Raw genomic sequence first — 25,671 nt, 5'->3', positions numbered from 1 at the left:
GAGAGTCGGGCCAGGGCCTCGCTCAACGAGTGGCCCTGATCGAGGAGACTCGTTCGCGTGATGTGGACGGCGCGATCACGGTCACCGATCGTCATGAACTCGGCGACCCCCGAGAAGCGCCGCCAGTTTGCGATTTCCCGACCCGCAGTCTGGCGATCCGCCGAGAGGTACTGCGGTCCGTCCGGGAGGTCAGCCGCATCGGCGATCTCCATGAGTTCGGCGTTCGTTCGGTGCGTGTCGCCCTCGATCCCCCACCAGGTCTCGCGGTCGAGCACGTCGCCGCCCTGAAAGAGAAGCGTATCGACGTCCGGGCAGACCAGCAAGCCGCCGAGTTCGATATCGTCGCCCGTGTTGGCGACGATCGTTATCTCGTCGGGCGAATATACAGCTTCCACTCCGTCGACCAGCTTCGGTGTCCCGGTGCCACCGGAGAGGAACGTAACCATACGCACACACGCGTCCGGTAGTACTTAGACCCTTTCAGCCTGAGCCCTGGAATGCGATATCGGGGCACCTTCGGTCGGCCGAGGATTAAAAATTCACGCGCTCAACGGTACTCGACGCCTTATTCGCGGGAGAACGAAATATATCGGACAACCGAGTCGCCTCACTCGCTGACCCAGTCGGCAAAGCTCCCCTCGAGGAGCGTCTCCGATTGGCGCTCGACGTATCGCCGTTGCATCGATTCGATCGCCGTCTCGAGATCCTCGCCGGACTCGAGGTGGCGGCTCACTTCGTCGTGTTTCCACTGGGCCGGCGTGAGCCCCTGCCGAACGCGTCGCCTGAGTGGGTAGAGGTACTTCGCGGCTTCCTCCTCCGAAAGGTCACGGTTCGTCAGGCCGTCCTCCGCGTGCGCCAGCAGGTCGTCGTAGAGGTCGACCAAATCGGACGTCTCCTTGCCGTCGTTCGTGATCCACGTCATGTCCGCGTCGAGGCCGTCGCGCATCGCGGCGTAGAAGTTTTCGTGGGCGTGCTCCCAGTCGAGTTCGTAGACGGGGTGCTCGAGACGAACCAGACTCTCCATCAGCCCGGCGAAGGCGGCCTGGAAGGCGATGGAGTCCCGAACCGTCGGCTGGGCGGAGATTGGCCGAAACTCGATTCGCGCGTTGGCGGCCGACCGCGTCGCGCCGTCGAAGACGGGCCGAACCCAGCGCCAGTAGGTGCCGTGTTTGCGCCGGAAGTGAGGGAACTGATCGTCGAATCGGTCGCCGGTTTCGACGGGCATCGGAACGAGGGTGTCGTCGTCGACGATCCGCTCGATCGCTTCTTCGACCTTTCCGAGGTCGCGCGGGAAACGAACCTTCCCTTCGGAGGTGTGGCGTTCGTTGAGCACCGATTCGAAGATGGCGATTCGGTGCTCCATCCACGCGTCCTCGAGGATCTCGTCGGGGCTTGCGTTCTCGTCGTAACAATCCGGGGGGAAAAACGGGGAGTTGACGCCGAGTGCCAGGAGGGGGCCGGCGATGCGAAGCGCGTAGTTGAAGTACAGCGGAAGGTCGATCGCGTGGGGAACTTGGTAATGCGGTTGGATCGACGTGATCAGGCTTTCGGGCATGACCGTGTCGGCCTCGAGCGTCACGTTCGGGGCGTCGATTTCCATCGCCGCGGATTGGGCGCGGTCAGTGTTGGCCATCGCGTGATACCGCCCCGAATCGCTCATGTTCGTCGCGATTCGGATCTGCTGATCGTCACCCTCGGCGGATCCGGACGCCTCGTCGTTCTCGCCAGCACCGGTAACCGTCCGCTCGACGCTGTCCGTGAGATAGGTCGTCGCATCCTCGCCTTCGGGCGGAATCGTCCACATCGCGTCGCTAACGAGGCGCATCCCTTCCGAGTGCGTCACGTCGAGTGCCGTCCGGAGGCGGGCCTTGACCTCCGACTCCTGTGCGCGAAGCCCGTGAGCGTTCAGCGGTTGGGGACTCGTCGTCATCTCCGCGTTGTGGAGGCCGAGTTCCTTCTCGAACCCGATCAACTCGAGGAGGCGGCGCGGGACCCGACGGAGCGAACACGCGTCGGATTCGACCGCGTAGAACTCGTACTCGAGGCCGACGATGGCCTGCGGGTTATCGAAGACGCCCTCGTCGATCGCCTGAATGATCGTTTCGGCGTCGGCCTCCGCCTGGGAGCGAAACTCCTCGGCATCGACCGTCAGTACGTCTGCGACCCGCTCAGCGAGTTCCTCCTCTGGCATACATCCGAGTGTGAGCCCGATTGCCTTGAAGGCACGCCCATCGAACCACGGGTGGGATCTGTTCACACGACCGCGCTCGTTGACCCGATTATCGCTCGCCGACGGGCGACGTTGCGAAGAATTCGTTCGTCGGTCGACCGACGGCCAGTCAATCCGTTTAACACCGTCAGTTACGTAGCCATCGTCGATGGAGTTCGCCACGTTCGCGGATCGCGCCGCCGAGATCGAAGCCGAGCCAGCGGACCTCGAGACCGTCGATCACGTCAGGGCGCTTTTCGAGGAGAGCACGGGGGAAATCTCCGAGGAAGACGGGGCGGATCTCGAGTGCGGGGACGACGAACTCGAGATCGTCGCTCGGTACGTCCAGGGTCGGGTCTTTCCTGCGTGGGAGTCGACGACGCTCGATATCGGTCCCAGTTCGTGTTACGAGGCGATCGCTCGCGCGGCGGGAACGAACGTGGGTCCGGCTGATGTCGAGGATCGATTGGCAGAACTGGGCGAGATCGGCGACGTCGCGGCGAGTTACGAGTACGGCGGTCAGCGGGGTCTTGGGGCGTTCACCGGGGACGCCGGTGGGAACGCGCTCACCGTCCGCGAGGTCGACGAGACGCTCCGCGATCTCGCAGCGGCGGACGGCTCCGGGAGCGCCGACAGGAAGATCGACCTGCTCTTTGGATTGTTCAACCAGTGCTCGAGCGAGGAAGCCAGATACCTCGCCAGGTTGGTCCTCTCGGAGATGCGAATCGGCGTCGGCGAGGGAACCGTTCGGGATGCGATCGCGGCGGCGTTCGACGTCCCGACGGAGCGCGTCGAACGAGCGCTACAGGTCTCGAACGATTACGGACGAGTCGCTCGCGTCGCACGAGACGAGGGGCTCGAGGGACTAGACGCGATGGACCTCGAGGTCGGGCGACCCGTCCAGGCGATGCTCGCCCAGACGGGAACGGTAACCGGCGTGCTTGAGGAGTGGGAGGAAGCCGCCGTCGAGTGGAAGTACGACGGCGCGCGCGTACAACTGCACTACGATCCCGACGGAATCGAGGCGTCGAACGCCGAAACCCGCGTCTTTTCACGAAATATGGAGGACGTGACGACCGCGCTTCCCGAGGTCGTCGAGTTCGCCGAGGAGGAACTCGAGGTACCGGTTATTCTCGACGGAGAGGTCGTCGCCGTGGATGGAGACGGTTCGCCGCTTCCGTTCCAGGAGGTGCTTAAACGCTTCCGGCGGAAACACGACATTGCGAAAGCGCGCGAAGACGTGACGGTCAGGCCCGTCTTCTTCGACTGTTTGCACGCGGAGGGGACGGACTATCTCGAGTCTCCGCTGACGGAGAGACACGGTCGGCTCGTCGAACTGCTCGGGGAAGCGGACGAGCCAGACAGCGACTCGCTCGATGAAATTCAGGGGCTCTCTCTCCTGTGGCGGACCGACGACCCGGACGAAATCGAATCGATCGATGCCGAGGCCCTCGAGTCCGGTCACGAGGGAATCATGCTCAAGGATCCGAACTCGGCGTACTCGCCGGGGCGACGCGGGAAACACTGGCGAAAGCGCAAACCTGACGTCGAGACACTCGATTGCGTTGTGACGGGGGCGGAGTGGGGCGAAGGGCGACGAGCGACGTTTCTGGGAACGTTCGAGCTCTCCGTTCGCAACGGCGATAGCGGGGACTCCCTCGAGACCGTCGGGAAGGTTGCGACGGGGATCACCGACGAAAAGCTGGCCGACCTCACGGAACTCCTCGAGCCCCACGTTCAGACCGAAGAGGGCCAGCGCGTCGAACTCGAGTCCGCGGTCGTTTTCGAGGTCGGGTACGAAGAGATCCAGTCGTCGCCGACGTATTCGTCGGGATACGCGCTTCGCTTCCCGAGATTCCGGAGCGTTCGCCACGATAAGGACCCGGCCGACGCCGATTCGCTCGAGCGCATCGAACGGATCCGGGACGAATAGGATCGAGGCCAGGTAAGCACCCTTAAGAGCCGCCGCGAGAAGGCTGTCGTATGCAACCGCGCGATCTATCCGACCACGTCGCGTATCAGGCCGGTCGGGGGATCGAGGAGGTCGCCCGCGAACTCGGGCGTGATCCCGCCGAATTCATCAAACTGGCCTCCAACGAGAACCCCCACGGGCCCTCGCCCGCAGCCGTCGAGGCGATCCGCGAGACCGCCTCGAGCGTCAATAGCTACCCGAAAGCCGCACACGCGGATCTGACGGAAGTTATCGCCGAGGACTGGGGAGTCGACGACTCGCAGGTGTGGCTCGCCAACGGCGGCGACGGGGCGATCGATTATCTCCACCGAGCGACCCTCAAGCCTGACGACGAGATTCTGGTTCCGGAGCCGGGATTTGCCTACTACGGGATGAGCGCCCGATTCCACCACGGCGACATCAGTACGTACGCGCTCGAGCGAACAGACGACTTTGAACAGACTGCTGAGCCGGTTCTCGAGGCCTACGACGGCGAGCGGGTCGTCTACCTGACCAGCCCGCACAATCCGACGGGTTCGACGATTGATCTCGAGGAAATCGAGCGGGTAGCCGAGGAAACGGGTGACGACACGCTCGTCGTCGTAGACGAGGCCTACGGCGAGTTCGCCGACGTGGAGAGCGCACTCGCGCTGATCGAGGGGAACGACGGATACGACGCTCGAGACGACGTCGCGACCCTGCGGACGTTCTCGAAAGCCTACGGCCTCGCCGGCGTCAGACTCGGGTATGCCATCGTTCCCGAAGAGTGGGGCGACGCGTACGCACGCGTAAACACCCCGTTTGCGGCGAGCGAACTGGCCTGTCGCGCGGGTCTGGCGGCTTTTGACGACGGCGAGCACGTCGATCGAACCGTCGAAACGACGCTCGAGTCGCGCGAGTCCATGCGTGAGAACGTCGAGGCGCACGTCTGGCCGAGCGAGGGTAATTTCGTCCTCATCGCCGTCGGCGACGCCTCGGCGGTGGCCGAAGAAATGCAAGAGCGGGGCGTGATCGTTCGGGACTGCACGAGCTTCGGATTACCGGGCTGTATTCGCATCACCTGCGGTACCGAATCCGAGACCGAACGCGCGGTCGAGACGCTCAATCGGGTGATCGAGGAGTTCGGCCTCCCCGATGGAGCACAAACAGGTGACACCTCCGACACGAACGCCTCGGAGGTGTCGGACACGTGAGGGTCGCCATCACCGGAACGCCCGGAACCGGAAAGACCACCGCGACTGCCGCACTCGAGTCCCGATTCGCCGAATCCGATTCGGACTCGAAGACGGGCGCGGTCTCCGTCGACGGCTCGACGCTCGAGGTCGTCCATCTCAACGAGTTACTCGAGGACGAGGAGTTGTACACGGAGGTTGACGAAGACCGCCAGAGCAAGGTCGCGGATATGGACGCCCTCGAGGCTCGGCTCGAAGGACAGGACGACGTGCTAATCGAATCTCACCTCGCACACCACTTCGAGGCCGATCGTGTCGCCGTGTTGCGCTGTGAACCCGATCTCCTCGAGAAACGTCTCGAAGAGCGCGGCGAGTCACCGGAGAAAGCGAGCGAAAACGCCGAGAGCGAAGCGCTCGATGTCATCCTCGGCGAAGCCGTCGACCGGCACGGTCTCGAGTCGGTGTACGAAATTGATACGACAGACAGCCGGCCTGACGATGTCGCAGACGCGCTCGAGGCGGTCGTTTCTGGTGAGCGAGAACCGGGTGCAGGCGAGGTCGACTTTATGGGGTATCTCACATGACGCTCGATCAATTCAGACCGTACATTTCGCGCTTTCTCGACCCGTTCGTTAAGGGCTTCGATCGAATCGGCATGACGCCGAACAGCGTCAGCGTGCTCGCGTTCGGGATGGCGGCCGCCGCGGCCGCCGCGTTCATGCTCGGCGGACGGGCGGACCCGATCTGGTTCGTCGTTGCGGCGGTACTCGTGTTCGTCAACGGCTGGTTGGATATCGTCGACGGCGCGCTCGCGCGTGAGCAGGGCGTCGCCTCTGCCGGCGGGGACCTGCTCGATCACGTCCTCGATCGGTACGCGGATATCGTCATCATCGCCGGACTGGCAGCCGGCATCGAGCGTTACTTCCTCGGTTTCCTCGCGGTGACGGGCGTCGTGATGACGTCGTATCTCGGAACGCAGGCCCAGGCCGTCGGTCTGGATCGGGTCTACGGCGGACTCGTCGGTCGGGCGGACCGGCTCGCGATCATCGGCATCGTTGGCTTTCTGGCCTACCCGCTGTGGGATATCGCTCCGGCCGACCTCACTGTGATCGGCTGGCTGTTGGTCTTCCTCGCCGTCGTCGGGCACTTCACCGCCCTCCAGCGGTTTTTCTACTCCTGGTCGGCGCTCGATTGAACGTCGATCGACGCCAGGTACCTGTTTCTCTACCAACTCGAGGCTCGCCGCATGGTTTATCACGCACCGGAATATAGAGTCTGCCATGGTTCAGTGCGAAATGTGTGGCGCCGAGACGTCGTCCCCGAAAACGATCAAAGTTGAGGGTGCCAAACTGGACGTGTGTTCGGATTGCACAGATTTCGGCACCGAAGTGAAAACCGGGTCCTCGAGTTCGAGTACGTCGACGAAGTATTCGACGGGGTCGAACGCCGGTAGTTCTTCGAGTTCGAGCGGGCAGTCTTCCGGGTCGGCCTCGAGTTCGAGCACCGCCAGCAGTTCGGGCGGCTCGACCCGAAGGTCGGACATGTTCGACGACATGGACGAAATCGCGACCGACTACGACGACCGGATTCGTCTGGCCCGCGAAAAGGAGGGACTCAGCCAGTCGGAGCTCGCAAACGAACTCAACGAAAAGGCGAGTCTTATCACGAAACTCGAGCGCGGCGACACGCTTCCGACCGACAGCGTCCAGTCGAAACTCGAGAAGTTCCTCAACATTAGCCTCACCGGAGAGGGCGGCTCGAGCGAGGATGCCGACTGGGACGGAGGCTCCTCGAGCGGGAGCTACACGCTCGGTGACGTGGTCAAGCGAAAGGACTGATCGCGCGGGTATCGACGTGGACCCGTCCGATTCCTCGGCAGGTAGCGGTTGACGGCCCACTCGGACCGCCCTCGCACAGTTGTCGAAACCTCTTTCTGTTCTGGCATGCCTGTCTCCGGTATGTTGATCCTCGTCAATCTGAAGACGTATCCGTGTGATCCAGTCGCCGTCGCCGAAGCGGTTCGCGACGTCGACGAGGAAACCGACGCTCGACTCGCTGTCGCTCCCCAGGACGCTCACATAGAGCGGGTTGCGGCAACCGGCGTCGAGACGTGGGCCCAACACGTTGACTCGATCGACTACGGAAGTAATACGGGTCACACGCTGGCGGAATCGGTCGCCGAAGCGGGAGCCGAGGGAGCGCTGATCAATCACTCCGAGAACCGACTGAAGCTCGCGGATATCGACGGCTCGGTTCGGGCCGCCGAACGTGCGGGCCTCGAGACGATCGTTTGTGCGAACAATCCGGCACAGATCGGTGCGAGCGCGGCGCTCGGCCCGGACGCCGTCGCGGTCGAGCCGCCGGAACTCATCGGAACCGGGACGCCGGTCAGTCAAGCGGATCCCGATATCGTCGAGGATGCCGTCGAGGCCGCCAGCGGCGTCGATGACGACGTTTCGGTCCTCTGCGGTGCGGGAATCAGCACCGGCGACGACGTCGTTTCTGCGGGCGAACTCGGCGCGGAAGGCGTCTTGCTCGCCAGCGGCGTCGCGAAGGCGGACGACCCCGAGGCGGCGCTCGAGGACCTCGTCGATCCGCTGTAACGCCGAACCGGGTGAGGACTTGGTCCCCACCCGTCTCGCACCCGCAGTTTCGTGCTTACCCTTTTCGTGCTCGCTCGCAAACGCCCGGTAATGAGCGAGGACCGTCCCGTTTCCGTGAGTCTCGAGAACCGATTGATGAGCAACGGCTACTACGTCACGGCGTACGAAGAGACTGCAGATCGAATCACGCTGACATACGAGGCGGTTAGCGAATCGGAGACGGTAACTAGTCACGAAGTCGGCGTGGTCGTCCGGACGCTACTCGCTATCGAAGACGAACGCGACGACTGGGAGCCGGGACGGCTCGAGGTGACCTCGACGACGACCGACGGTGCCGTTCGCGGCCACTGGCACGTCGAAGAGGCGTGGTTTCGGGGGCTCTCGGAGGGGTTGTCGGCACCCGAATTTTCCGAGCGCGTGCTCGAAACGATACGGGCTCCGTCTCAGGAGTAGGTCACGGCTCGAGAGAGGGTGGCGTCACTGCTGAGATGTTTGTTGTCTCGCGTAGTCCGTCCGTTAGCACGGAATACGCAAGGCGAAGTGTGCGATAGCCTCGGATCGGATTCGCCGCCGCAAGCTGTTTGTGTAGTGGTGGAAATCGGGTAACACAATAAGGGCGGGAATTGTAGCATATTCATGAGCACGAGAACTCGATTTGGAGACGTTGCCGGCGGTTTCACGCGCGAAGGGGTCGGTCTCGGCGTCGTCGATATCGCGCTCCTGTCCGGGCTCGTCACGTACGGACACCTTCACCACGGCGGCAACCCGCTGGCGAACCCGCTCGGAGCGGTCGAGGCTATCGTTCCGTTTCTTATCGGGTGGGTCCTCGTCTCGATGTTGGCGGGACTATACACAAGAGGTGTGTACGCCGATCCGGCTCGAGTTGCCCGGTACGCGACCCTCTGTTGGATCGCTGCGGCAAACCTCGGGTTGATTATCCGGTCTTCGCCCCTGTTCGACGGCGGCGCAGCGTACCCGTTCAACCTGGTGATCACCGGTACGGGCCTCGTGGTCTTCGTACTCTGGCGGACCGCGTTCGCCGTGAGCAGGTGAATGCCGCGACCGGGGGACGAGTCGGGGCCGATCCTTCTCATATTTGAATAAAGACACATCAAATTATAATTAATTGGATGGCTCGAGAGACGAGCGGAGCGTCTGGTTCGACAGCTATTGAGGATCCCTTTCGCTACTAGTACCGAAGCCGGCTTCGTACGGCGATTAGATGCAAATTAAACAGCGATATAATGTGTGGGTAGTTGTCTAATAGCATACTTATATCGAGAATGTACTATCTTGTGTCGGAGTATGTTATCTCCATAAGTTATGAGAACGTGCTGAAACAGATCCGTGTCTGAAACAAGTCCAGTATCAAGCGATTATGAGAAACACTTATATTACTATTCCACATACGTTAGAATACATTATGACTGGATACTACGACATTGTTCTCGGCCTCATCCCAGTCGCACTGCTCGGGATCACCGCAGCCCTCACCGTCGTTGGGATCTCCCCGAGCGCAGCGATACCGATCGGTTCGCTCGTCGCGATGGCGCTTATCGGTCACGCGATGTTCGTCAACGCCCCGGTCGACTCCACGGACGAAACCGGAACGACGCGACCGCCGATCAACGCTGACTGAACGCGACGCTGTCTCCCTGTCTTTTTCTCTCCTGGTCGCTATGGGTCATGTATGACCGATACACTGTTTCTCTCGAGCGATGATGTCTCCGGGCTCGCAACACCGGAAGCGTACGTCCAAGCCGTCAGAGAAGGGTACCGTCAGGTCGGGAACGGCGCGTCCGCCGATCCCCGTTCGGCGTACTTCCGCACCGATCCCGACGGTATGTTCACCGAGTATGGCGCCCTGCTGCCCGAAACTGGAGCGATGGGCGGGTATATGTACAGTGCGGGTTTCTCGACTGAAGACGCGTGGTTTATGACGCCGCTGTTCGACGCCGAATCGGGCGAACCGCTTGCAGTGCTCGACGGGGCGAGCATGAACCCGTTCAAAACCGGTGCCGCCGGAGCCGTCGCGGTCGATTATCTCGCACGAGAGGACGCCACGACGCTTGCAGTCATCGGAACCGGCTCGCAGGCCCGCGGACAGCTCCACGCCACGGCGACCGTTCGCGAGTTCACCGACGTTCGCGTCTACTCGCCGACTCGAGAAAACCGGGAGTCGTTCGCCGAGGAGTTCGACGATTCCCTCGAGGCGTCGGTCACGGCCGTCTCCTCGAGCGAGGACGCCGTCTCCGGTGCGGACGTCGTGATCACGGCGACGACGGCGACGGATCCGGTGTTCGACGGCGAGCACCTCGATCCCGGGACGCATGTGACCGCGATGGGCCAGTACGATCCGAACAAACGGGAACTGGACGCGACGACCATCGAACGCGCGACCTACGTTCCCGACCTTCGCGAGCGAGTAACCCAGGATGCGGGATCGTTCATCGCCGCGCTCGAGGCGGACCGCGTTTCGGCGGATCACGTTCACGCCGAACTCGGCGACGTGGTCGCGGGCGCCGAACCCGGGCGGACGTCCGACGACGAGATAACCGTCTTCGACAGCGGGGGAACGGGGATCGAAACGGTCGCTGCGGCGTCGTTGCTGTACGAACGAGCGCTCGAAAACGACCTCGGCACGAAAATTTCGTTCGCACCGGCGAGCGAAGCGCTGACGGGTCGACTCGACTCCCAGTAGCTCGACATCCTCCGCAGACGACTACAAAAAGGCCAATACGGCCTACGTTGGGTGCCCCCGCTGGTGACAGCGGCGTGGCAGTCGTCCTGGAACGCCCAGTGGTGACGACATCCACCCCGCAGAGGGTACTCTGGTGCAATCCCATTTCAACCTTATCGCCAGTTCGGAACGCTAATGAGGGGCGGAAATCACTCAAGCGGTCTCGAGCGGCCGAATCTTGAATCCATATCGAGTCACGCCCTCCTGCGTGTAGATTCGGCGAATCGTCGTCTCGACTCGGTCTCCGACCTCGAGCGTTGATGGATCGGCGTCGGTTCCCATCGCGGGGAGACATACCCTTTCGCCGCCAACCTCGAAGGCGACGATCGCCGCGGCGTAATCGCCCGACTGGGCCTGCTGTTCAGCGAACTCGGGCGGCGCTCCGCCCTGTGAAATCGTCGTTACTGCCTCGATCGTCCCCTCTCTCGGGAGCTGTACCGGGTCGTACTCGCCGAGGAAATTACAGGATCGACAGGCACCTTCGGGTGGGAACTCGAGCGACCCACACTCCGGACACCGTCCCGCTTCGCGTCGATACCGCTGTGGGATCGACCGCTGCCAGGCAGGGACGCTGACGTAGGCACCGCCGCCTGAGGGCGGCCCCGAGGTGACGACACCGCGTTGGCGCAGATATGCCGCGTAGGAAAGCGGCGTTTCGCCGCCGAGATCGAGCGTCGTCGGAACCTCGCTCGGGTTCTCGATCACGAACGCGTCGGCCCCTGCGCCGCTTCCGTGGGAAACGGCGAGGATCGTTTCGTAGCCGTTATCGAGGGCTTTAGCGACCGAAATTGGGACGCTCGCCGCCCCGAGATCGCCGAGGTCGTGAACCGTCGCGGCGGCTCGAATGTCGTCCGTCTCCACGCCCGCTGGCCCACTCGAGCGGTAGGGGAGTTTCCCGTCGGGTGCCTGAATCGCGGCGGCCGACGGCGACCACGTTTCTTCGAGTCCGTCGACAGCGCCGCCGATCGTCTCGGTAAACGCGTGTCGGTCGTATTGGGTCACGCCGAGCTCGTCGATAGTCTCCGAGCCGGATTCGCGAAAGCGGGTCCCGGGAAACGCACGGGCGTACTCTGCCCGGTCGACGATCCGTGCGGGACCGTCGTGCTCGAGGACGAACGCCGCTGCGCCGGCACCAGCAGCGTGGTCGATAGCGTCGTCCGGTTCGCCGCGGGGCGCGTCGGCGGCGACGATCAGCGCGCGCTCCGCGCCGGCTTGCACGGCGTCCATGCCCGCCCACAGCGCGCGTGTTCCCGCTCGCGTGCTCGACGTGAACACGTGTCTCGTCGTCCCGGACTCGAGCGCGATCATCGCGCCGAGGCGTGCAGTTAGATCCTCCTCGGCGACCGGCGGCCGGGAGGTCCCGAAGCCGAGCCAGTCGATCGACTCGGGGTCGACGTCGCCGACCTCGAGCGCCCTCGTCGCGGCTTCGTAGGCCATGGTCAGTGCGTCCTCGTCCGCTGCAGCGACCGCCTTCTGGTTCACGCCCGAGGCCTGGAACTGGCCCCACGCGTCGGAAAACTCCTCGGCGGTGATTCGAAACCGCGGGGTGTAGGTACCAATCGCGGAAATGCCGGTCATGCTTGCACCCCCGATTCGCCTCCCGATTCGCCTTCCTTCTCGAAGATGTGAACCACCGCAGCACCACCGCTCCCGCCCACGTTGTGGGTGAGTCCGCGAGTCGCGCCCTCGACCTGTCGCTCGCCGGCGGTTCCGGTCAGTTGTTTGTACGCCTCGACGACCTGCCCGGCACCCGTCGCGCCGATGGGGTGGCCCTTGGATTTGAGGCCTCCCGAGGTGTTCACCGGAAGCTCGCCGCCGAGTTCGGTCGTTCCGGACTCAACCAGGGAGCCGGCTTCACCGCGTTCGCAAAAGCCGAGGTCTTCGTAGGCCAGCAGTTCCGCGATGGCAAAGCAGTCGTGAACCTCCGCGAAGTCGAGGTCGTCGGGACCGACGCCCGCCGTCTGGTAGGCGGCGTCGGCGGCTCGTTCGCTAGCCGGAACGCGGGTATATTCTTCGCGCTCGAAGAGTCCGACCGAATCGCTTCCGGCTCCGACGCCGGCAACCCGAATCGGCTCGTCGGTGTACTCGGAAACGACGTCTTCGCTGACGATCAGCGCGCAGGCGGCCCCGTCGGAGGTCGGACAGCAGTGATAGAGGTTCAACGGATCGGCGACGACCGGGGCTTCCATCGCATCCTCGAGCGAACACTCGAACCCGAGCTGGGCGTGGGGGTTTCTGGCTCCGTTCGCGTGATTCTTGACGGCGACTCGAGAGAGCTGTTCGCGCGTCGTTCCGTAGCGGTCCATGTGGACGCTGGCCATCTGCGCGTAGACGCCGGAGAACGTCGTGCCCGAGAGGCGCTCCCATTCGGTCTCACCCGAGACGCCGAGCCAGTACTTCGTCGCGTCGGAGCTCATGTCGGACATCACCTCGAAGCCGCTCGCGAGGACGACGTCCGCCATCCCGGACTTGACAGCCTGGACGGCGCTGCGAACGGAAAAGCCGCTCGCGGCGCAGGCGTTTTCGACGCGCGTACAGGGAACGCCCTCGAGCCCGACGTGTTCGGTCACGGCGGGCCCCGAGAGCCCGAGTTGGCGCCCGCCGACGCCGAGGGTCCCGACGAACGCCTCGTCGATGGCCGACTTCTCGAGTCCTTTCGGAACGCTCTCGAGGGCCGACTCGAACGCCGTTCGGAACAGCGACCTGTAACTCTCTTCGGGGAACGCCCCGTAGTCCGATTGTCCGGCACCGACGAGGTACGCGTCTGACATAGAAGTGGCTGGGAGACCCGACGTAAAATAATTATATAATCTCAGTAGACAATGATAGGGGGACGCTGAATCAGTCCTTCGGGTGAATTGTTCCCGTCGTGGGAGAGAAATATATTCTGTCTGGTATGTTCCCGTAGTCGAGAGATACGCGTCGGGTGGAAAGGACAGGACAATCATACCATCTTATTCCAGCTTTCAATCGCGGATTTCTCGAGAATACGCGTTCCCTCCCGACACGACTTACAAGCCCCTCGTGTCCGTAGGATTAGGTATGTCTCGAGCGGAGGAGTTAGGGAACACTCTCGAGGAGATGGATTCGCTCACCATCGTCTGTCACGACAATCCGGATCCGGACTGTCTCGCGAGCGCCCTCGCACTGAAACGGATCGCACGGGCGCAGGAACTTTCCGAGATCGATATCGTATACGGTGGCGAGATCTCCCACCAGCAGAATCGAGCGTTCGTAAACATGCTCAACGTCGGGATCGAACCGTTGAGAGAGGTGTCGATGGCCGAGGACGATTGCCTGGCGTTCGTCGACCACTCGGTACCGGGCAGGAACACGCAGCTCCCGAAGGCGATCGAACCGGACATCGTCGTCGATCACCACCCGGACGGCGACGTCGACGCGAGGTTCGTGGATATTCGGACGAATTACGGAGCGACGGCGACGATATTCGTCGAGTACTGTTTCGACCTCGAACTGTCGATTTCGACCCGGCTGGCCTCGGCCCTGTTGTTCGCACTGCATCGAGAGCGCCTCGACTTCGTACGTGAGCCGACCGAACGAGAGTACGAGGCGGCACTGGCCGTGTATCCGGAGGCCGATCTCGAGATGTTAGAACAACTGTATGGAAGCGCCTTCTCTCCAGCGACGATCGACGCAATTGGGCACGCGATTTCGACGCGCACGCGGCGCGGATCGTCGCTGGCCGCGGGCGTCGGGCGAACCTCTGAGACCGATGCCCTCCCCCAGGCGGCCGACTACCTGCTCAACCTCGAGGGTGTCGATACCGTGCTGGTTTACGGAATCGTCGACGGCACGATACGAATGAGTGCGAGATCTATCGATCCGCGCATACAGGCCGGTAAAACGTTGATGAAGGCGTTCGGAGAGCTCGGAACGGTCGGGGGCCACCACGACATGGCCGGCGGTCACATCGACCTCGGTCTGTTCGCCGATGTCGCGGGAGACGAAAACGAACTGCTCGAGTTCGCCAGCACTCGCCTCGAGAAGCGGTTTTTCGATGCGCTCAACCTCAACGGGAGCGGTGAGTAACGCTATTCGAGCGAACGAAGCGGTTCACATATCCGAACGTTTCAGCGGATGTCGACCCAGAATACTGACCCGGACCTCCGTCGAATGCCGGCTTGTCTACTTCACTCGATGTCGATCGAGTGAGCCGCTTCGTCCGGCTCGAGCTTCGGCAGGTGGATCGTCAGAACGCCGTTGTTAAGCTGTGCGTCGACAGCCTCGGCGTCGACGGGATCAGGAAGGGTGAGCTGTCGACTGAACGATCGAGTCTGGCGCTCGCGCCGAAGGTAGGTCTCCTCCGACTCGTCGATTTCGTGTTCGCGTTCGCCGTCAATAGACAGCTTCCGCTTGGTCAATCGGACGTCGATATCGTCCTGTTCGAATCCGGGAACGTCGACGACAACGACGAATTCGTCGCCGCTATCGGTCATATCGATTCCCGTCTCCGGCGACCCGACGCTCATACCGAAGCGTTCCGGATTCATCTCGGTCGCGCGCTCGCTGGAGCGCTTTGCCGACTGTAACTGACGGGTCAATCGCTCGAGCAGTTCTTCGAACGGATTCGTTCGCTTTGACATATGACACTCTAGGACGCCGACGGCGAAAAAGCCCACTCTCGGCAGTCGTGACCGTTCGCTATCGAAATAGGTCGGAAAGGGCGATTGCGGCAGAACCGAGGGGTTGGACGGCCGTTAATGTGCTGGGGCCCGTACTCAAGCGTATGACTCGAGCACTGTTTGTCGTCAGCGAGGAAGGCTACTGGGGAGAAGAATGCATCGAGCCGCTCGAGACGCTCTCCGAGGCCGGGGTCGAGATCACGGTCGCGACCCCGACGGGCGGACCGCCACGGATCGACGAGCGCTCGGCGGACCCAGAACAGGTCGGCGAGGAGACCGCCGAGCACGTGATGGAGGTCCACGAGAGCGACGAGCGACTGAACGATCCCATTCCGCTCGCGAAGGCGCGAGCGGGCGAGTACGACGCCGTTGTCTTCCCCGGCGGCCACGGAGCCGAGTGGGATATCAACCAGGATAAACACGCTCGCGCGCTCTTGCGGGAGACGATCGAGGGCGACGGAAAGGCGCTTGTCGTCTGTCACGCCGTCGCGATCCTCGCGTTCGCTCGAGACAGCCACGGGGCGTTTATCGTTCACGATCGCGACGTGACCGGGTTCCCGAACGAGTGGGAGGAAGGAATCGTCGACGACGCAGATCTACTGGCCGACGGTCGAAAGCTTCCCTACTGGGTCGAAGACGAGGTGGTCGCCGCGGGCGGTAACTGGGACGCCGAACTCGAGTCGGACACGAGCGTCACCGTCGACGGCGACCTGATCACCGCTCGAGGTCCCGGCTCCTCGAGTGCGGCCGGAGATACGCTGGTCGAAGAACTCGGGATCGAAGCCTAACCGACGCCACGAGGGGTTTCGAAGTTCCACGTCAACCACCCGAATCGAATCAGTCCCTTTTTACGCAATGGCGGGGAAGAGCGAGCTATGAGCTTCGAGGAAGACGACCACGTCGTGCTACACGACAAACACAGCGAATTCGACGGCGAAGTTGGCACGATCACTCAGACGATGGAATCCATGTTCGGCGACGTTACCTACACGATCAGCTTCGAAGACGGCCAGGAGTCCGGCGTTCCCGAAGACGCCCTCGAGGCCGCTCCCGAGGACGCCGACGCGGACGATGACGCCGACGCAGACGACGACGCCGACGCGGACGACGAGTAATCGAACCACTAACTACGCCCGTTCTCTCACCGGACTGATGCCAAAAATCCCGCTTCACTACGTTGATCTGCGAACGTTCTGTTACGCCACCGAAGACGAAAAACGCGTCGAGGAGGCCTTGCGAACGTTCCTCCCCGAAGAGTTCGAACTCGAGCGCGTCGAGAGCGAAGGCCACTACGGCGATCGCATCCTCGTCCTTTCGGCGCGGGCCGAAAACGCCGACGACGTTCGGCACGTCCTCTCGAGACTCACCGATCTCGAGGATTTCGACGGACTGATCGACGAACTCGACCAGCGGGTCACTGAAAACACCGAACTCTATCTCACGCTCGACAAGCAGGCCGCGTTCAGCGGCGAGAGCCGACTCGGCGACGGAATAACGTTCCGCGCGAAAGTCGAAGCATATCCCGCGAAAAAGGAGGCCGCCGTCGAGAACGCCCAGGAGGTCCTCGAACGACTCGAGGACGAAGACGTTCAGTAACAACTCCGGATACGGGACCCGATTATTGGACCGCTCGAGTCGCTGCGTCGATACTCTCCAGCGCTTCTTTCAGTTCCTCCATGCCGGTCGCGTAGGAGAGCCGCGCGTAGCCGTCGCCGTTCGCGCCGAAGGCGTCGCCGGGGACGACGATCACGTCCCGGTCGAGCACCTCCTCGCACCAGCCTTCGGGGACCTTTGGCATGACGTAGAACGCGCCCGAGGGTTTCGGAACCTCGAGTCCGGCGTCCTCGAGGCCGTCGAGAACCACATCACGTCGGCGTTCGAATGCCTCGACCATTTCCTCGACGGGGTCCTGTGGCCCCGTCAGCGCGGCTTCAGCGGCGTACTGGGCCGGCGCGCTCGCACAGGCCTGTCCGTACTGGTGGACTCGGAGCATGCGCTCGATTCGGCGGTTCGTGCCGTTCGCGGCGACATCGTCGCCACGAGATGAAGGCGATGAATCCTCCGCAGTGAGCACCCAGCCGAGTCGCCAGCCAGTCATCGAGTAGGTCTTCGAACAGGCGCTGACGACGACGACGTTGTCCGTCTGAGCGAACTCGAGCGGAGAATAGTGCTCGCCCTCGAAGACGATGCGTTCGTACACTTCGTCGGAGAGACAGAGCACGTCGTGTTCGTCGGCGATGCGTGCGAACTCCCGGATATCGTCCTTGCTCTGGACCGCACCGGTCGGGTTCGCGGGGCTGTTGACCACGAACACCGCGGTGTCGTCGGTGATGGCCTCCTCGACCGCCGCCGGATCGAGCGTGAGGTCGTCCCGAAGCGGAACCGGCTTCGACGTTCCGCCCGCAATTTTGGTTAGCGCGTCGTAGGAGACGAAACCTGGGTCCGGGAAGATGACTTCCTGTCCCGGATCGACGTGAGCCTCGAGGACGAGATGTAGCGCCTCGCTTCCGCCGGAGGTCGCAATGATATCTGCCGGATCGACGGCAATATCGTATTCGCGGTCGTACGTTGCCGAAATCGCATCGCGGAGCTCCCGCGTCCCCTTGTTAGAGGTGTAGGCGTCGGTTTTCTTCGCTTCGATCGCGTCGATCGCGCCCGCTCGAGCGTGCTCGGGCGTCGGGAAATCCGGTTGCCCGATACCGAGATTGATCGCGTCGTCACCCGCGGCTTCGAACACTTCGCGGATACCGCTAATCGACACCTGCTCGACCCGGTCTGAGAACTCCGTCATGTCTCTTAGAGAGGGGCCAATCCCGATAACTCTTGATGTGTCTCTCTCGAATGCCTGCCGAGTCGCCTGTCCACCCCCTTCGTGTCAATACAATATTGTCTACACGAATGAACAAGCCGTAACGAATATGGCGTTCCTGCCGAATACTCGCTATAATGACTTCCTCACGCAGGGCCTTTCTTGCAACTGGAGTGACAGGTGCGGTCGCACTATCGGCTGGCTGTGTAGACTTCGTCCGCGGCGAGGGACCGCTCGAGTTCGACGCCGAACGGGTTGGGCCGTCGGACGAAACGCTAGAAGAGACTGGATTCGAGGAACTCGAAATCGAAGAGGAGACGTTCGAAGAGACCGTCGAGATCGGCGTCGAACGAGAGATTCGGGCGTCGCTGTGGATCTCGAGTTACTCCAAGGAGGTCGATATTCGTGGTCAATCCGAGGACGCGACGGCGTTCGTCGCCGTCTCGATTCCCGACATGAGCGTCGCTGGCCGGTCGTTTAACCCGATCGACGATATGGACAGCGAAGAGTTGCTCGACGAGTTTATGGACGAAATGGAAAGCGACCAGGCGAACATCGACGATATCGACCACGAGGAGACGTTCTCAGTCTCGATTCTCGGCGAGGGGCGTGATGTCGACCTCCTTCGAGGCCAAACCGAATACCAGGACGAACAGATCGATATCGACCTCGTGGTGTCGTCGTTTTCCCACGAAGACGACTACATCGTCCTCGTCGGAACGTATCCTGAGATGTTCCAGGACGAAGGCGACGACGTCGAGTCGTTACTCGAGTCGGTCGAACACCCCGTCTAGGGGACGGTCTTTTCCGCCGTTCGTCTGCGATACTGGACTGCTTGACTATCGCTGATAGCAGACATTATTCGTCCCGGGGGGACGTCCGAATCGGCTCACTTCGCTCCGAAAAGCGAAATCATGGGAAAGAAATTGAAGAATATTGAGACGCTTCGCGGCGAGTCCGTTGCTTAGTAGAACTCGCGAACGAGATCCATCGCGTCCTCGGGTGCGCCGTCAGGAATCTCGGACATGTCCTCGGTGACGCCGTGTTGTTCGTGGTACGGTAACGCCTCATCGTTCTGGTACATGACGCCCTGATACTCCTTTTCGCCGTCGGTGATGACTTCCTTGGCGTCTTCGTAGTCGGTTGGGTCGTGGCCTTCTTCCTTGAGGTCGACGAGCGTATCGCGGAAGTAGTCGTAGGTGTCGACGTCGTTGAAGGTGACACACGGGCTGAAGACGTTGACGAAGCCGAAGCCGTCGTGTTCGATCGCCTTCTCGATGATCTCGGCGTGGCGCATCGCGTCCGAACTGAACGATTGGGCGATGAACGTCGCGCCGGAGGCGAGTGCGAGTGCGAGCGGGTTGACCGGCGGCTGTTGTGGCCCTTCCGGCGTCGTCGACGTTTCGAAGTCCGACCGCGAGGTCGGCGAGGCCTGGCCCTTCGTCAGCCCATAGATGCGGTTGTCCATGACCACGTAGGTCATGTCGACGTTTCGGCGAACGGCGTGGACGAAGTGACCGGCACCGATCGAGTAGCCGTCGCCGTCGCCGCCAGCGACCATTACTTCAATATCGGGGCGGGCCATCTTGACGCCGGTTCCGACCGGCAGGGCGCGGCCGTGGACTCCATGCAGCGCGTAGCTGTGCATGTAGGTCCCGATCTTGCCCGAACAGCCGATCCCCGCCACGACGAACGTGTTGTCGGGGTCGTTGCCGGTGTTCGCCAGCGCTTTCATCATGCCGTTCATCGTCCCGAAGTCACCGCATCCGGGACACCACGTCGGCTGCTTGTCGGATTTAAAGTCAGTGAATCGTACGTCGGAGCTCATTGTGCTGGAACCTCCTCTGAGAGTTTGTCGGTGATCTCTGTTGCGAGTTCGTCCGCCTTGAAGCGCACGCCCGTGTACTTGTTTATCCGCTTGAGGCGGGTGAGCGTGTCGTGTTCGATTACGTCCGCGAACTGTCCCGTCGCGTTACACTCGACGACGATTGCCTCGTCGGCGGCTTCGACTTCTTCGGTCAGGTCCGGCCGCGGGAAAATGTACGGAACGGAGATGACTCGGACGCTGGTCCCCTCCTCCTCGAGGTACTCGAGCGCTTCGACGAGCGCGCCTTCGTTCGAGCCCCAGGAGATGACCAGGTTGTCCGAATCCGAATCGCCGAACTCTCGGTAGTTCCACTCCTCTTGCTCTTTTGCCGTCTCGACCTTCCGGTTTCGCTTATCGACTTGCTCGACGCGCTCGCCCTCCTCTTCGGTTCGACGACCGAGTTCGTCGTGCTCGAGGCCGGTACTCATGTGCGCGCCGTCGATCGTTCCCGGGATGGCCCGCGGGCTGACGCCGTCGTCGGTGACGGCGTGGGCGCGGAATCGACCTTCGTCGTCGAGCCACTGATCGACCTCGTCCTGCTCGACGAGTTTGCCGCGGTCAATCTCGACCTCGTCCATGTCGAAGGCCTCAGGCGGGAACGTCTGTTCGGTGACTGCAAGCGCCAGATCCGAAACGACGTAGACGGGCGTCTGGTACTGTTCGGCGTAGTTGAACGCCTCGACGGTCTTCCAGAAACACTCCGCGATCGTCGTCGGTGCGACGACGAACCGTGGGATCTCGCCGTGGCCGCCGTACAGCGTCATGTTCAGGTCGCCCTGCTCCTGTTTGGTCGGCATCCCGGTCGAGGGACCGGAGCGCATGACGTCGACGATGACGAGCGGCGTTTCGCTGGTCGCGATTAGCCCGAACGTTTCGGTCATGAGGTCGATACCCGGACCGGACGTTGCCGTCATCGATCGCGCGCCGGCTCGAGCCCCTCCAAGCGCCATGTTGATGGCCGAGAGTTCGTCTTCGGCCTGAACGACGTGACCCCCGTACTCTTCGATTCGTCCGGTGAGATACTCCATAACGTTCGTCGCCGGCGTGATCGGATATCCCGCGTAGAACCGACAGCCAGCGGCGAGCGCGCCCATACCAATGGCTTCGTCGCCGTTGAGCAGGACGTAGTCGTTGTCCGTCGTCTCGAGGTCGTACTCAAGGTCCTCGAAGTCGTAATTCTCTTGAACGTATTCTTGACCGAGGCGGGCAGCCTTCTTGTTGTTCTCGACGATCTTCGAGCCCTTGCCGCCGAAACGCTTCTCGAGGGATTCGTCGAGGTATTCGACGTCGAAGTTGGTGATTTCACACGCGGCACCGAGCGCGACGATGTTGCGCATGATCGCACCACCGGCGTCTTCGGCGATCGACTTGAGCGGCACGTCGACGGCCGTAATGTCGTCGGGAATCTCCGCGTCCCACGAGCGTTCGCCGTCGTAGATGACTGCGCTCCCGTCGTGGAGTTCGTCGAGGTTTTCGTCGATGGTCCGCTGGGTTAACGCGACCAGAATATCGAGACGATCGACAACACTCTGGACTTGGTCGACTGACGTCCGGATCTTGTAGGCGGTGTAGCCGCCCCGGATTCGGGACGCGAAGTCTTTGGATGTGAACACGTGTCGTCCTGCCCTGGAGAGCGCCTGAGCAAAGATCTTCCCGGTGGAGTCGATCCCATCCCCGGCCTCACCTCCGATTGCCCAATTAAGGTCCTCAGCCATGTTATGTCGCACCTTGCCCCCACCAAATGAAAAGCCTTCTGAAACCCCAACCGCCTAACCATAGCTGACGTTGATATGTTGCCGGTAGTACCGGTTTACAGGCCGTTTTTGCGCGAGTATTGTGGATTATTGTAGTGAAGATTTTTTCGCCAAGAACGGATTGACACTCGCAGAACGGAACGACTTTTCGGGTGACAATCGAACAAGTTCACATGGAAGGAACTGAAGTTCGTGTCGAAGCAGTTCGCGAGGTCGGACCCGAGACGGTAGCCATCGAACTCGAGACGCCCGAATCGTTCGATGCGCTCCCGGGACAGTTCGTCCTCCTTCGGGCGGCTCCCGAAGGGGAGGAACTGGCGCGTCATTACACGCTGTCGTCTGCGACCGTCACCGACACCTTCGAAATCACGGTCGGAATCGATCCCGACGGCGACCTCTCGCCATGGCTTGCAGACCTCGAGGGCGGGGAAACGGTACACGTCGAGGGACCGATGGGCGCTATAACCTACGAAGGGGCCGAGGATGTCGTCGCGGTCGCAGGCGGTCCCGGTGTCGGGCCCGCAGTTGCCATCGCCGAATTTGCACACAAACACGATCAGGACGCGAGCGTGATCTATCAAGACAACGAGCCGGCCCACCGAGATCGACTCGAGGCGCTCGAAGCGGAGGGTGCGGCGGTCAGTATCGTCGACGCTGATAGCAACGAGGAACTCGAAGAAGCCGTGGCGGATCACCTCGATGACGGACGGTTCTACGTGTTCGGCTTCAGCGATTTCGTGACGACAGTCGCGGAACGTATCGACGAAGTGGGCGGTGATTCTGACGACGCGCTGATCGAAAACTTCGGATAATAGTACTCTCTTCCGATTCGCTCTCGAACGAGTCTCGGTTCAGTCCGATTACTCGCGTGGGGGTGCCTCGAGGTCAGTGTTCGACGAGTTCGATCAGAATTCCACCCGTATCAGACGGATGGAGGAACGCAACCGAATGCCCCCACGCACCCGGTCTGGGGTCCTCGTCGATCAGCGTAACGCCGTTCTCGCGCGCGGTGTCGAGAGCTCCCTCCAGATCGGCGGTTTCGAGTGCCAGATGATGAATTCCGGAGCCCTGATTCTCGAGGTATCGAGCGATCGTCCCCTCTTCGAGCGGTTCGAGAAGCTCGAAGTAACCGGCACCACATTCGAGAAAGATAACTCTCAACCCGTCGAACTCCTCTTCGTGAGCGATCTCGAGGCCGAAAAGGTCAGCGTACAGCTGGGCAAGCGACTGTGCATCGTCGGTTGCGATCCCCGCGTGATCGAAGTGCATCGTCTCGAGATCACGCTGTGGCGGCCTTACTCTTGTGTTCGGAGCAGATCGTGTAGTCGCCGATACGCTCTGGTGATGTACACGCGAGAGTGCAGTCTAAATGGAAGGCGACCGCTTCTCGAGGAGGAACCCGTGGTCGACGGTAGTCAGTTCCGAGACGAACGGCTATCTATGGATCTAACTTCTACCAAAATATTGACAGCAACCGTCGGATTGGCGGTAGCACCCAACACCGAAAACGCTACTGGTCGTTTTCTTCGTCGCCGTTTTCTTCGTCACCGTTCCCCTCGTCGCCGTTGCCGCCGTTCTGCTCAATCTGTATCTCCCCGTCCATCGTGCTCTCGTGGGGTTCACAGACGTAGTTCGTCATCTCGTCGGTCGGCTCGACGCCCTCGAGCGTCTCCGACTCGCCCTCGCTCGAGTTGAAGTCGGTCTCGTAGTCGTCGACCACCTCGCCGCCGTCGTCTCGTAGCTCGAGGTTGTGCTCGTCGCCGTCGGCGTTCTCCCAGGTGATGTCGTACTCCTGGCCCTCGAAGAGGATCAGCGTCGGATTCTCTTCGTCGGCGATCGGATCGGGCGAGACGCCGACCCAGCCGGACGTATGGCCCTCGAGTTCGATTTCGTCGACGCCTTCCCACTCGGCGACGTCGTCTCCGTTCCCGTTGTCGTTCCCATTTCCGTTCCCGTTGTCGTTCCCATTTCCATTCCCGTTGCCGTTACACCCAGCAACGAGGGCTGTTGCGGCGGCAACACCTGTATACTGGATCATTCGTCGTCGTGATAGTGAATCCTTAGGGGTCATCAAGTCAAGTATCGGGCTTCGAGTGGGATAACCAGACGCCCGTCATTCGCCTGTCATTGATGGTTATGCCCCTGTAGCGAACATCGTTACGGACATTCACCAACTCGTATACGTGTAGGTGTTCCATCTTTGGTGCTGTTTGTCCGCCGCTTTCCAGTGGATGTATTCGTCCCTACAAAAGAGAATTTGCCATCGTTCAGAAAGCTATCGGCGTCCTCGAGGATCACTCTTCAGGTCGAACCGTTACGACGGGGACGGGCGAGTTGCGGACGATTTCTTCCGCCACGCTCCCGAGTAACACGTGATCAATGCCGGTTCGGCCGACGGTTCCGATGACGACCATATCAGCCGCGATCTCGTCTGCAAACTCGAGGACGGCGTCCTGGGGGACGCCTTCACGGACGCTACTCGTCACGTCGACACCGTGGCGTTTTGCCGTCGTTTCGACGTTCTGAATGGCTTCCTGTGCCTCTTCTTCGGGGTCTGCACGCATCTCGTCCCGTTTCATCGCTCCGTGTGGCCCGTCCGGAACGATCGACACGCCGTGGACCGTCGCACCGAGTCGATCGGCAAGCGCGACTCCGTGCTCGATGGCCGCTTTCGACTCGTCGCTTCCATCGGTCGGGATCAGGATAGTATCGTACATCTCAACTGAACATTCGTTCGCTCCGATCAAATACAACTGGCTTGACTATGCTTGCGCTGACTCTTCACGTCCCCAGCTTTCGTCATGCGAACTGACCGTTCCGAATCACGACTGATCACTGGAACTGAGCCTCATCAACTCGGGACTGTCTGTCGGCAATGGTGGCGGGCAAGGCTACCGCTAACACAACTCGTCTATACGTGTTTGTGGTGGATTTCGATGATGACCACAGTGGTGGAACTCGAGGTCCCGGCGGAACGCCTCGGACTCGCTCGAACGTTCGATCGCGTCCAGACATTCGAGTTTCAGGTAAGCGGATTGATCGGGGAAGGACCGCCGCTCGTATACGTTTCGGGACCGGAGCGTGAACGGGTCGAATCGGCGCTCGAACGGGATCCGTCGGTCGACGTAATCGCAACGTTAGACGACGCGAGCGACGGACGGTGGTTACTCCGACTCGAGTTCAATCAGGGAATCAAGACGTTCCAGAAGATCGTCTCGGAAAACGACGGCGCGATTCTCGAGGCGAGCGGACAGGACGGCACGTGGTCCGTCAAGTTGCTCTTTCACGACCGGGAGGCTGTCTCGGAGTGTCACTCACTGTTCGAACAACACGAGTTTGCGGCCACCGTCACGCGCGTCAGCTCCATGAACGATACGTCGAACGGCCAGACACCGTTGACCGAAATCCAGTACGAGACGATTCTGAAGGCGCACGAACTCGGATACTTCGATGTTCCGCGCCAGGTTACACTCGAGGAGTTGGCTTCGGAACTCGATATCTCGCATCAGGCCCTCTCTGAACGGTTACGGCGGAGCCATTCCGCGCTCGTCAGCGCTGAATTATCCAACCGAATGGCTCCGGTCGGGATGGACCGGTGAGTATTGCTGATTGATTCTCCATCCGAAAGTGGTGAGGAGGCCACCGCCTCCTCGGAGCGACGAGTACATCGAGCGTCGTTGACTCGTAGGGGGGCGTCGGGACAGGACACGATAGCTCGGCTCACACGCTACCGATCACTCTCGATCGGATGTCGATCGTTTCCGGCTCGGACAAGTTTCTCCCCTCCATGAGTTGGTATTTTGGCGTTTGGACTTCTATTTGGGAATATTTTGCAATATCTGTACTTATTAGCGAGATCAGTTGCATATTGCCCTCATAGTTAGCTTTAATATTGGACGGTACAACAGTAGTCATGTCGGTGT

General features: G+C 61.5%; 28 protein-coding genes. 17 read left to right on the top strand and 11 right to left on the bottom strand.

The genetic code is table 11. The annotated features are described in order from the left end of the window. Together ACYQ14_RS18055 and ACYQ14_RS18050 are read right to left on the bottom strand one after the other, a co-directional pair. A partial coding sequence (locus tag ACYQ14_RS18055) for a 2-phospho-L-lactate transferase CofD family protein (protein WP_459889951.1) occupies positions 1-446 on the bottom strand: 446 nt, incomplete at its 3' end. 161 nt (positions 447-607) lie between these two features. After that, entirely contained in the window at positions 608-2,191 is a 1,584-nt protein-coding gene (locus ACYQ14_RS18050; RefSeq protein WP_459884156.1) for a glutamate-cysteine ligase family protein, read from the bottom strand. Positions 2,192-2,378: 187 nt separating this feature from the next. Here ACYQ14_RS18050 and ligA point away from each other — a divergent pair, with 187 nt between their 5' ends. The 10 genes from ligA (at position 2,379) to ACYQ14_RS18000 (ending at position 10,636) form a co-directional block, all read left to right on the top strand. Further along, entirely contained in the window at positions 2,379-4,142 is a 1,764-nt protein-coding gene (gene ligA / locus ACYQ14_RS18045) for an ATP-dependent DNA ligase LigA (RefSeq protein WP_459884154.1), read from the top strand. A gap of 50 nt (positions 4,143-4,192) precedes the next feature. Continuing rightward, on the top strand, positions 4,193-5,353 hold the full coding sequence (hisC, locus tag ACYQ14_RS18040) for a histidinol-phosphate transaminase (RefSeq protein WP_459884152.1): 1,161 nt from the start codon (positions 4,193-4,195) through the stop codon (positions 5,351-5,353). Further along, complete coding sequence (locus tag ACYQ14_RS18035) at positions 5,350-5,916, top strand: adenylate kinase family protein (RefSeq protein ID WP_283838730.1); 567 nt, start codon at positions 5,350-5,352, stop codon at positions 5,914-5,916. The genes hisC and ACYQ14_RS18035 overlap by 4 nt, the downstream gene beginning before the upstream one ends. After that, positions 5,913-6,527, top strand: a complete 615-nt coding sequence (locus ACYQ14_RS18030; protein WP_459884148.1) for a CDP-alcohol phosphatidyltransferase family protein — start codon at positions 5,913-5,915, stop codon at positions 6,525-6,527. Before ACYQ14_RS18035 ends, ACYQ14_RS18030 begins: the two co-directional genes overlap by 4 nt. 85 nt (positions 6,528-6,612) lie before the next feature. Then, positions 6,613-7,170: a multiprotein bridging factor aMBF1 gene (locus tag ACYQ14_RS18025; RefSeq protein WP_345782556.1), complete on the top strand. Its 558-nt coding sequence runs from the start codon at positions 6,613-6,615 to the stop codon at positions 7,168-7,170. Between the two features lie 120 nt (positions 7,171-7,290). Beyond that, the gene (tpiA, locus tag ACYQ14_RS18020; protein ID WP_459884146.1) at positions 7,291-7,935 is read left to right on the top strand and encodes a triose-phosphate isomerase; all 645 of its coding nucleotides are present in this window, start codon (positions 7,291-7,293) and stop codon (positions 7,933-7,935) included. 90 nt (positions 7,936-8,025) lie between these two features. After that, positions 8,026-8,388, top strand: a complete 363-nt coding sequence (locus ACYQ14_RS18015; RefSeq protein ID WP_283838727.1) for a DUF8159 domain-containing protein — start codon at positions 8,026-8,028, stop codon at positions 8,386-8,388. A 183-nt stretch (positions 8,389-8,571) separates the two neighbouring features. Next, on the top strand, positions 8,572-8,988 hold the full coding sequence (locus ACYQ14_RS18010) for a DUF3054 domain-containing protein (RefSeq protein WP_459884144.1): 417 nt from the start codon (positions 8,572-8,574) through the stop codon (positions 8,986-8,988). Between the two features lie 370 nt (positions 8,989-9,358). Further along, positions 9,359-9,574, top strand: a complete 216-nt coding sequence (locus ACYQ14_RS18005) for a DUF8015 family protein (protein ID WP_459884142.1) — start codon at positions 9,359-9,361, stop codon at positions 9,572-9,574. A 51-nt stretch (positions 9,575-9,625) separates the two neighbouring features. Beyond that, on the top strand, positions 9,626-10,636 hold the full coding sequence (locus ACYQ14_RS18000; protein ID WP_459884140.1) for an ornithine cyclodeaminase family protein: 1,011 nt from the start codon (positions 9,626-9,628) through the stop codon (positions 10,634-10,636). A gap of 192 nt (positions 10,637-10,828) precedes the next feature. Here the strand turns inward: ACYQ14_RS18000 and ACYQ14_RS17995 are convergent, their stop codons facing one another. Beyond that, positions 10,829-12,253 (bottom strand): ACP synthase, encoded by a 1,425-nt coding sequence (locus tag ACYQ14_RS17995; RefSeq protein ID WP_459884137.1) that lies wholly within the window; start codon positions 12,251-12,253, stop codon positions 10,829-10,831. After that, positions 12,250-13,446: a thiolase domain-containing protein gene (locus ACYQ14_RS17990; RefSeq protein ID WP_459884135.1), complete on the bottom strand. Its 1,197-nt coding sequence runs from the start codon at positions 13,444-13,446 to the stop codon at positions 12,250-12,252. The genes ACYQ14_RS17995 and ACYQ14_RS17990 overlap by 4 nt, the downstream gene beginning before the upstream one ends. A gap of 271 nt (positions 13,447-13,717) precedes the next feature. On the opposite strand from ACYQ14_RS17990, the gene ACYQ14_RS17985 reads away from it, so the two are divergent. Then, entirely contained in the window at positions 13,718-14,725 is a 1,008-nt protein-coding gene (locus tag ACYQ14_RS17985) for a DHH family phosphoesterase (RefSeq protein WP_459884133.1), read from the top strand. Between the two features lie 101 nt (positions 14,726-14,826). On the opposite strand, the gene ACYQ14_RS17980 is transcribed toward ACYQ14_RS17985, so the two are convergent. Continuing rightward, complete coding sequence (locus tag ACYQ14_RS17980; RefSeq protein WP_459884130.1) at positions 14,827-15,279, bottom strand: Hsp20/alpha crystallin family protein; 453 nt, start codon at positions 15,277-15,279, stop codon at positions 14,827-14,829. 143 nt (positions 15,280-15,422) lie between these two features. Here ACYQ14_RS17980 and ACYQ14_RS17975 point away from each other — a divergent pair, with 143 nt between their 5' ends. The 3 genes from ACYQ14_RS17975 (at position 15,423) to ACYQ14_RS17965 (ending at position 16,914) form a co-directional block, all read left to right on the top strand. Next, the gene (locus ACYQ14_RS17975) at positions 15,423-16,106 is read left to right on the top strand and encodes a type 1 glutamine amidotransferase domain-containing protein (protein WP_459884127.1); all 684 of its coding nucleotides are present in this window, start codon (positions 15,423-15,425) and stop codon (positions 16,104-16,106) included. Between the two features lie 87 nt (positions 16,107-16,193). Next, complete coding sequence (locus tag ACYQ14_RS17970; protein WP_459884124.1) at positions 16,194-16,433, top strand: DUF1918 domain-containing protein; 240 nt, start codon at positions 16,194-16,196, stop codon at positions 16,431-16,433. Between the two features lie 37 nt (positions 16,434-16,470). Further along, on the top strand, positions 16,471-16,914 hold the full coding sequence (locus ACYQ14_RS17965) for an RNA-binding protein (RefSeq protein WP_459884186.1): 444 nt from the start codon (positions 16,471-16,473) through the stop codon (positions 16,912-16,914). Between the two features lie 22 nt (positions 16,915-16,936). On the opposite strand, the gene ACYQ14_RS17960 is transcribed toward ACYQ14_RS17965, so the two are convergent. Continuing rightward, positions 16,937-18,109 (bottom strand): pyridoxal phosphate-dependent aminotransferase, encoded by a 1,173-nt coding sequence (locus tag ACYQ14_RS17960; protein ID WP_459889948.1) that lies wholly within the window; start codon positions 18,107-18,109, stop codon positions 16,937-16,939. A gap of 155 nt (positions 18,110-18,264) precedes the next feature. Between ACYQ14_RS17960 and ACYQ14_RS17955 the strand changes: the two genes are divergently transcribed. Further along, positions 18,265-18,921: a DUF6517 family protein gene (locus ACYQ14_RS17955; RefSeq protein WP_459889946.1), complete on the top strand. Its 657-nt coding sequence runs from the start codon at positions 18,265-18,267 to the stop codon at positions 18,919-18,921. 170 nt (positions 18,922-19,091) lie between these two features. Here ACYQ14_RS17955 and ACYQ14_RS17950 read toward each other — a convergent pair whose 3' ends face one another. Next, positions 19,092-19,955 carry a 2-oxoacid:ferredoxin oxidoreductase subunit beta gene (locus ACYQ14_RS17950; protein WP_283838714.1) on the bottom strand — a complete coding sequence of 288 codons (864 nt, stop codon included), beginning with the start codon at positions 19,953-19,955 and terminating at the stop codon, positions 19,092-19,094. After that, on the bottom strand, positions 19,952-21,709 hold the full coding sequence (locus tag ACYQ14_RS17945) for a 2-oxoacid:acceptor oxidoreductase subunit alpha (protein WP_459889944.1): 1,758 nt from the start codon (positions 21,707-21,709) through the stop codon (positions 19,952-19,954). The genes ACYQ14_RS17950 and ACYQ14_RS17945 overlap by 4 nt, the downstream gene beginning before the upstream one ends. A gap of 212 nt (positions 21,710-21,921) precedes the next feature. Between ACYQ14_RS17945 and ACYQ14_RS17940 the strand changes: the two genes are divergently transcribed. Continuing rightward, on the top strand, positions 21,922-22,560 hold the full coding sequence (locus ACYQ14_RS17940; RefSeq protein WP_459889942.1) for a ferredoxin--NADP reductase: 639 nt from the start codon (positions 21,922-21,924) through the stop codon (positions 22,558-22,560). 73 nt (positions 22,561-22,633) lie between these two features. Here ACYQ14_RS17940 and mce read toward each other — a convergent pair whose 3' ends face one another. The 3 genes from mce to ACYQ14_RS17925 form a co-directional block, all read right to left on the bottom strand. Next, positions 22,634-23,017, bottom strand: coding sequence for a methylmalonyl-CoA epimerase (gene mce / locus ACYQ14_RS17935; RefSeq protein ID WP_459889940.1), 384 nt, complete (start codon positions 23,015-23,017; stop codon positions 22,634-22,636). Between the two features lie 241 nt (positions 23,018-23,258). Beyond that, the gene (locus tag ACYQ14_RS17930) at positions 23,259-23,786 is read right to left on the bottom strand and encodes a cupredoxin domain-containing protein (protein WP_459889938.1); all 528 of its coding nucleotides are present in this window, start codon (positions 23,784-23,786) and stop codon (positions 23,259-23,261) included. Between the two features lie 256 nt (positions 23,787-24,042). Beyond that, positions 24,043-24,465: a universal stress protein gene (locus ACYQ14_RS17925; RefSeq protein WP_459889936.1), complete on the bottom strand. Its 423-nt coding sequence runs from the start codon at positions 24,463-24,465 to the stop codon at positions 24,043-24,045. Between the two features lie 222 nt (positions 24,466-24,687). Here ACYQ14_RS17925 and ACYQ14_RS17920 point away from each other — a divergent pair, with 222 nt between their 5' ends. Next, positions 24,688-25,347, top strand: coding sequence for a helix-turn-helix domain-containing protein (locus tag ACYQ14_RS17920; RefSeq protein ID WP_459889934.1), 660 nt, complete (start codon positions 24,688-24,690; stop codon positions 25,345-25,347). The last annotated feature ends 324 nt before the right edge of the window (positions 25,348-25,671 follow it).

The organism is Halostagnicola bangensis (assembly GCF_054653435.1).
Note: the sequence above shows the minus strand (reverse complement) of the source record. Positions and strands in the feature narration are given on the sequence as shown.

Bases quoted from the DNA above. Each gene is read 5' to 3' on its own strand.
- ACYQ14_RS18015 (WP_283838727.1), top strand. From the start codon at position 8,026: ATGAGCGAGGACCGTCCCGTTTCCGTGAGTCTCGAGAACCGATTGATG.
- ACYQ14_RS18000 (WP_459884140.1), top strand. From the start codon at position 9,626: ATGACCGATACACTGTTTCTCTCGAGCGATGATGTCTCCGGGCTCGCA.
- ACYQ14_RS17930 (WP_459889938.1), bottom strand. From the start codon at position 23,786: ATGATCCAGTATACAGGTGTTGCCGCCGCAACAGCCCTCGTTGCTGGG.
- ACYQ14_RS17965 (WP_459884186.1), top strand. From the start codon at position 16,471: ATGCCAAAAATCCCGCTTCACTACGTTGATCTGCGAACGTTCTGTTAC.
- ACYQ14_RS17920 (WP_459889934.1), top strand. From the start codon at position 24,688: ATGACCACAGTGGTGGAACTCGAGGTCCCGGCGGAACGCCTCGGACTC.
- ACYQ14_RS17985 (WP_459884133.1), top strand. From the start codon at position 13,718: ATGTCTCGAGCGGAGGAGTTAGGGAACACTCTCGAGGAGATGGATTCG.
- ACYQ14_RS17955 (WP_459889946.1), top strand. From the start codon at position 18,265: ATGACTTCCTCACGCAGGGCCTTTCTTGCAACTGGAGTGACAGGTGCG.
- hisC (WP_459884152.1), top strand. From the start codon at position 4,193: ATGCAACCGCGCGATCTATCCGACCACGTCGCGTATCAGGCCGGTCGG.
- ACYQ14_RS17950 (WP_283838714.1), bottom strand. From the start codon at position 19,955: ATGAGCTCCGACGTACGATTCACTGACTTTAAATCCGACAAGCAGCCG.
- ACYQ14_RS17970 (WP_459884124.1), top strand. From the start codon at position 16,194: ATGAGCTTCGAGGAAGACGACCACGTCGTGCTACACGACAAACACAGC.
- ligA (WP_459884154.1), top strand. From the start codon at position 2,379: ATGGAGTTCGCCACGTTCGCGGATCGCGCCGCCGAGATCGAAGCCGAG.
- ACYQ14_RS18030 (WP_459884148.1), top strand. From the start codon at position 5,913: ATGACGCTCGATCAATTCAGACCGTACATTTCGCGCTTTCTCGACCCG.
- ACYQ14_RS17995 (WP_459884137.1), bottom strand. From the start codon at position 12,253: ATGACCGGCATTTCCGCGATTGGTACCTACACCCCGCGGTTTCGAATC.
- ACYQ14_RS18010 (WP_459884144.1), top strand. From the start codon at position 8,572: ATGAGCACGAGAACTCGATTTGGAGACGTTGCCGGCGGTTTCACGCGC.
- ACYQ14_RS17945 (WP_459889944.1), bottom strand. From the start codon at position 21,709: ATGGCTGAGGACCTTAATTGGGCAATCGGAGGTGAGGCCGGGGATGGG.
- ACYQ14_RS17960 (WP_459889948.1), bottom strand. From the start codon at position 18,109: ATGACGGAGTTCTCAGACCGGGTCGAGCAGGTGTCGATTAGCGGTATC.
- ACYQ14_RS18050 (WP_459884156.1), bottom strand. From the start codon at position 2,191: ATGCCAGAGGAGGAACTCGCTGAGCGGGTCGCAGACGTACTGACGGTC.
- ACYQ14_RS18025 (WP_345782556.1), top strand. From the start codon at position 6,613: ATGGTTCAGTGCGAAATGTGTGGCGCCGAGACGTCGTCCCCGAAAACG.
- ACYQ14_RS17925 (WP_459889936.1), bottom strand. From the start codon at position 24,465: ATGTACGATACTATCCTGATCCCGACCGATGGAAGCGACGAGTCGAAA.
- mce (WP_459889940.1), bottom strand. From the start codon at position 23,017: ATGCACTTCGATCACGCGGGGATCGCAACCGACGATGCACAGTCGCTT.
- ACYQ14_RS18005 (WP_459884142.1), top strand. From the start codon at position 9,359: ATGACTGGATACTACGACATTGTTCTCGGCCTCATCCCAGTCGCACTG.
- ACYQ14_RS17990 (WP_459884135.1), bottom strand. From the start codon at position 13,446: ATGTCAGACGCGTACCTCGTCGGTGCCGGACAATCGGACTACGGGGCG.
- ACYQ14_RS17975 (WP_459884127.1), top strand. From the start codon at position 15,423: ATGACTCGAGCACTGTTTGTCGTCAGCGAGGAAGGCTACTGGGGAGAA.
- tpiA (WP_459884146.1), top strand. From the start codon at position 7,291: ATGTTGATCCTCGTCAATCTGAAGACGTATCCGTGTGATCCAGTCGCC.
- ACYQ14_RS17980 (WP_459884130.1), bottom strand. From the start codon at position 15,279: ATGTCAAAGCGAACGAATCCGTTCGAAGAACTGCTCGAGCGATTGACC.
- ACYQ14_RS17940 (WP_459889942.1), top strand. From the start codon at position 21,922: ATGGAAGGAACTGAAGTTCGTGTCGAAGCAGTTCGCGAGGTCGGACCC.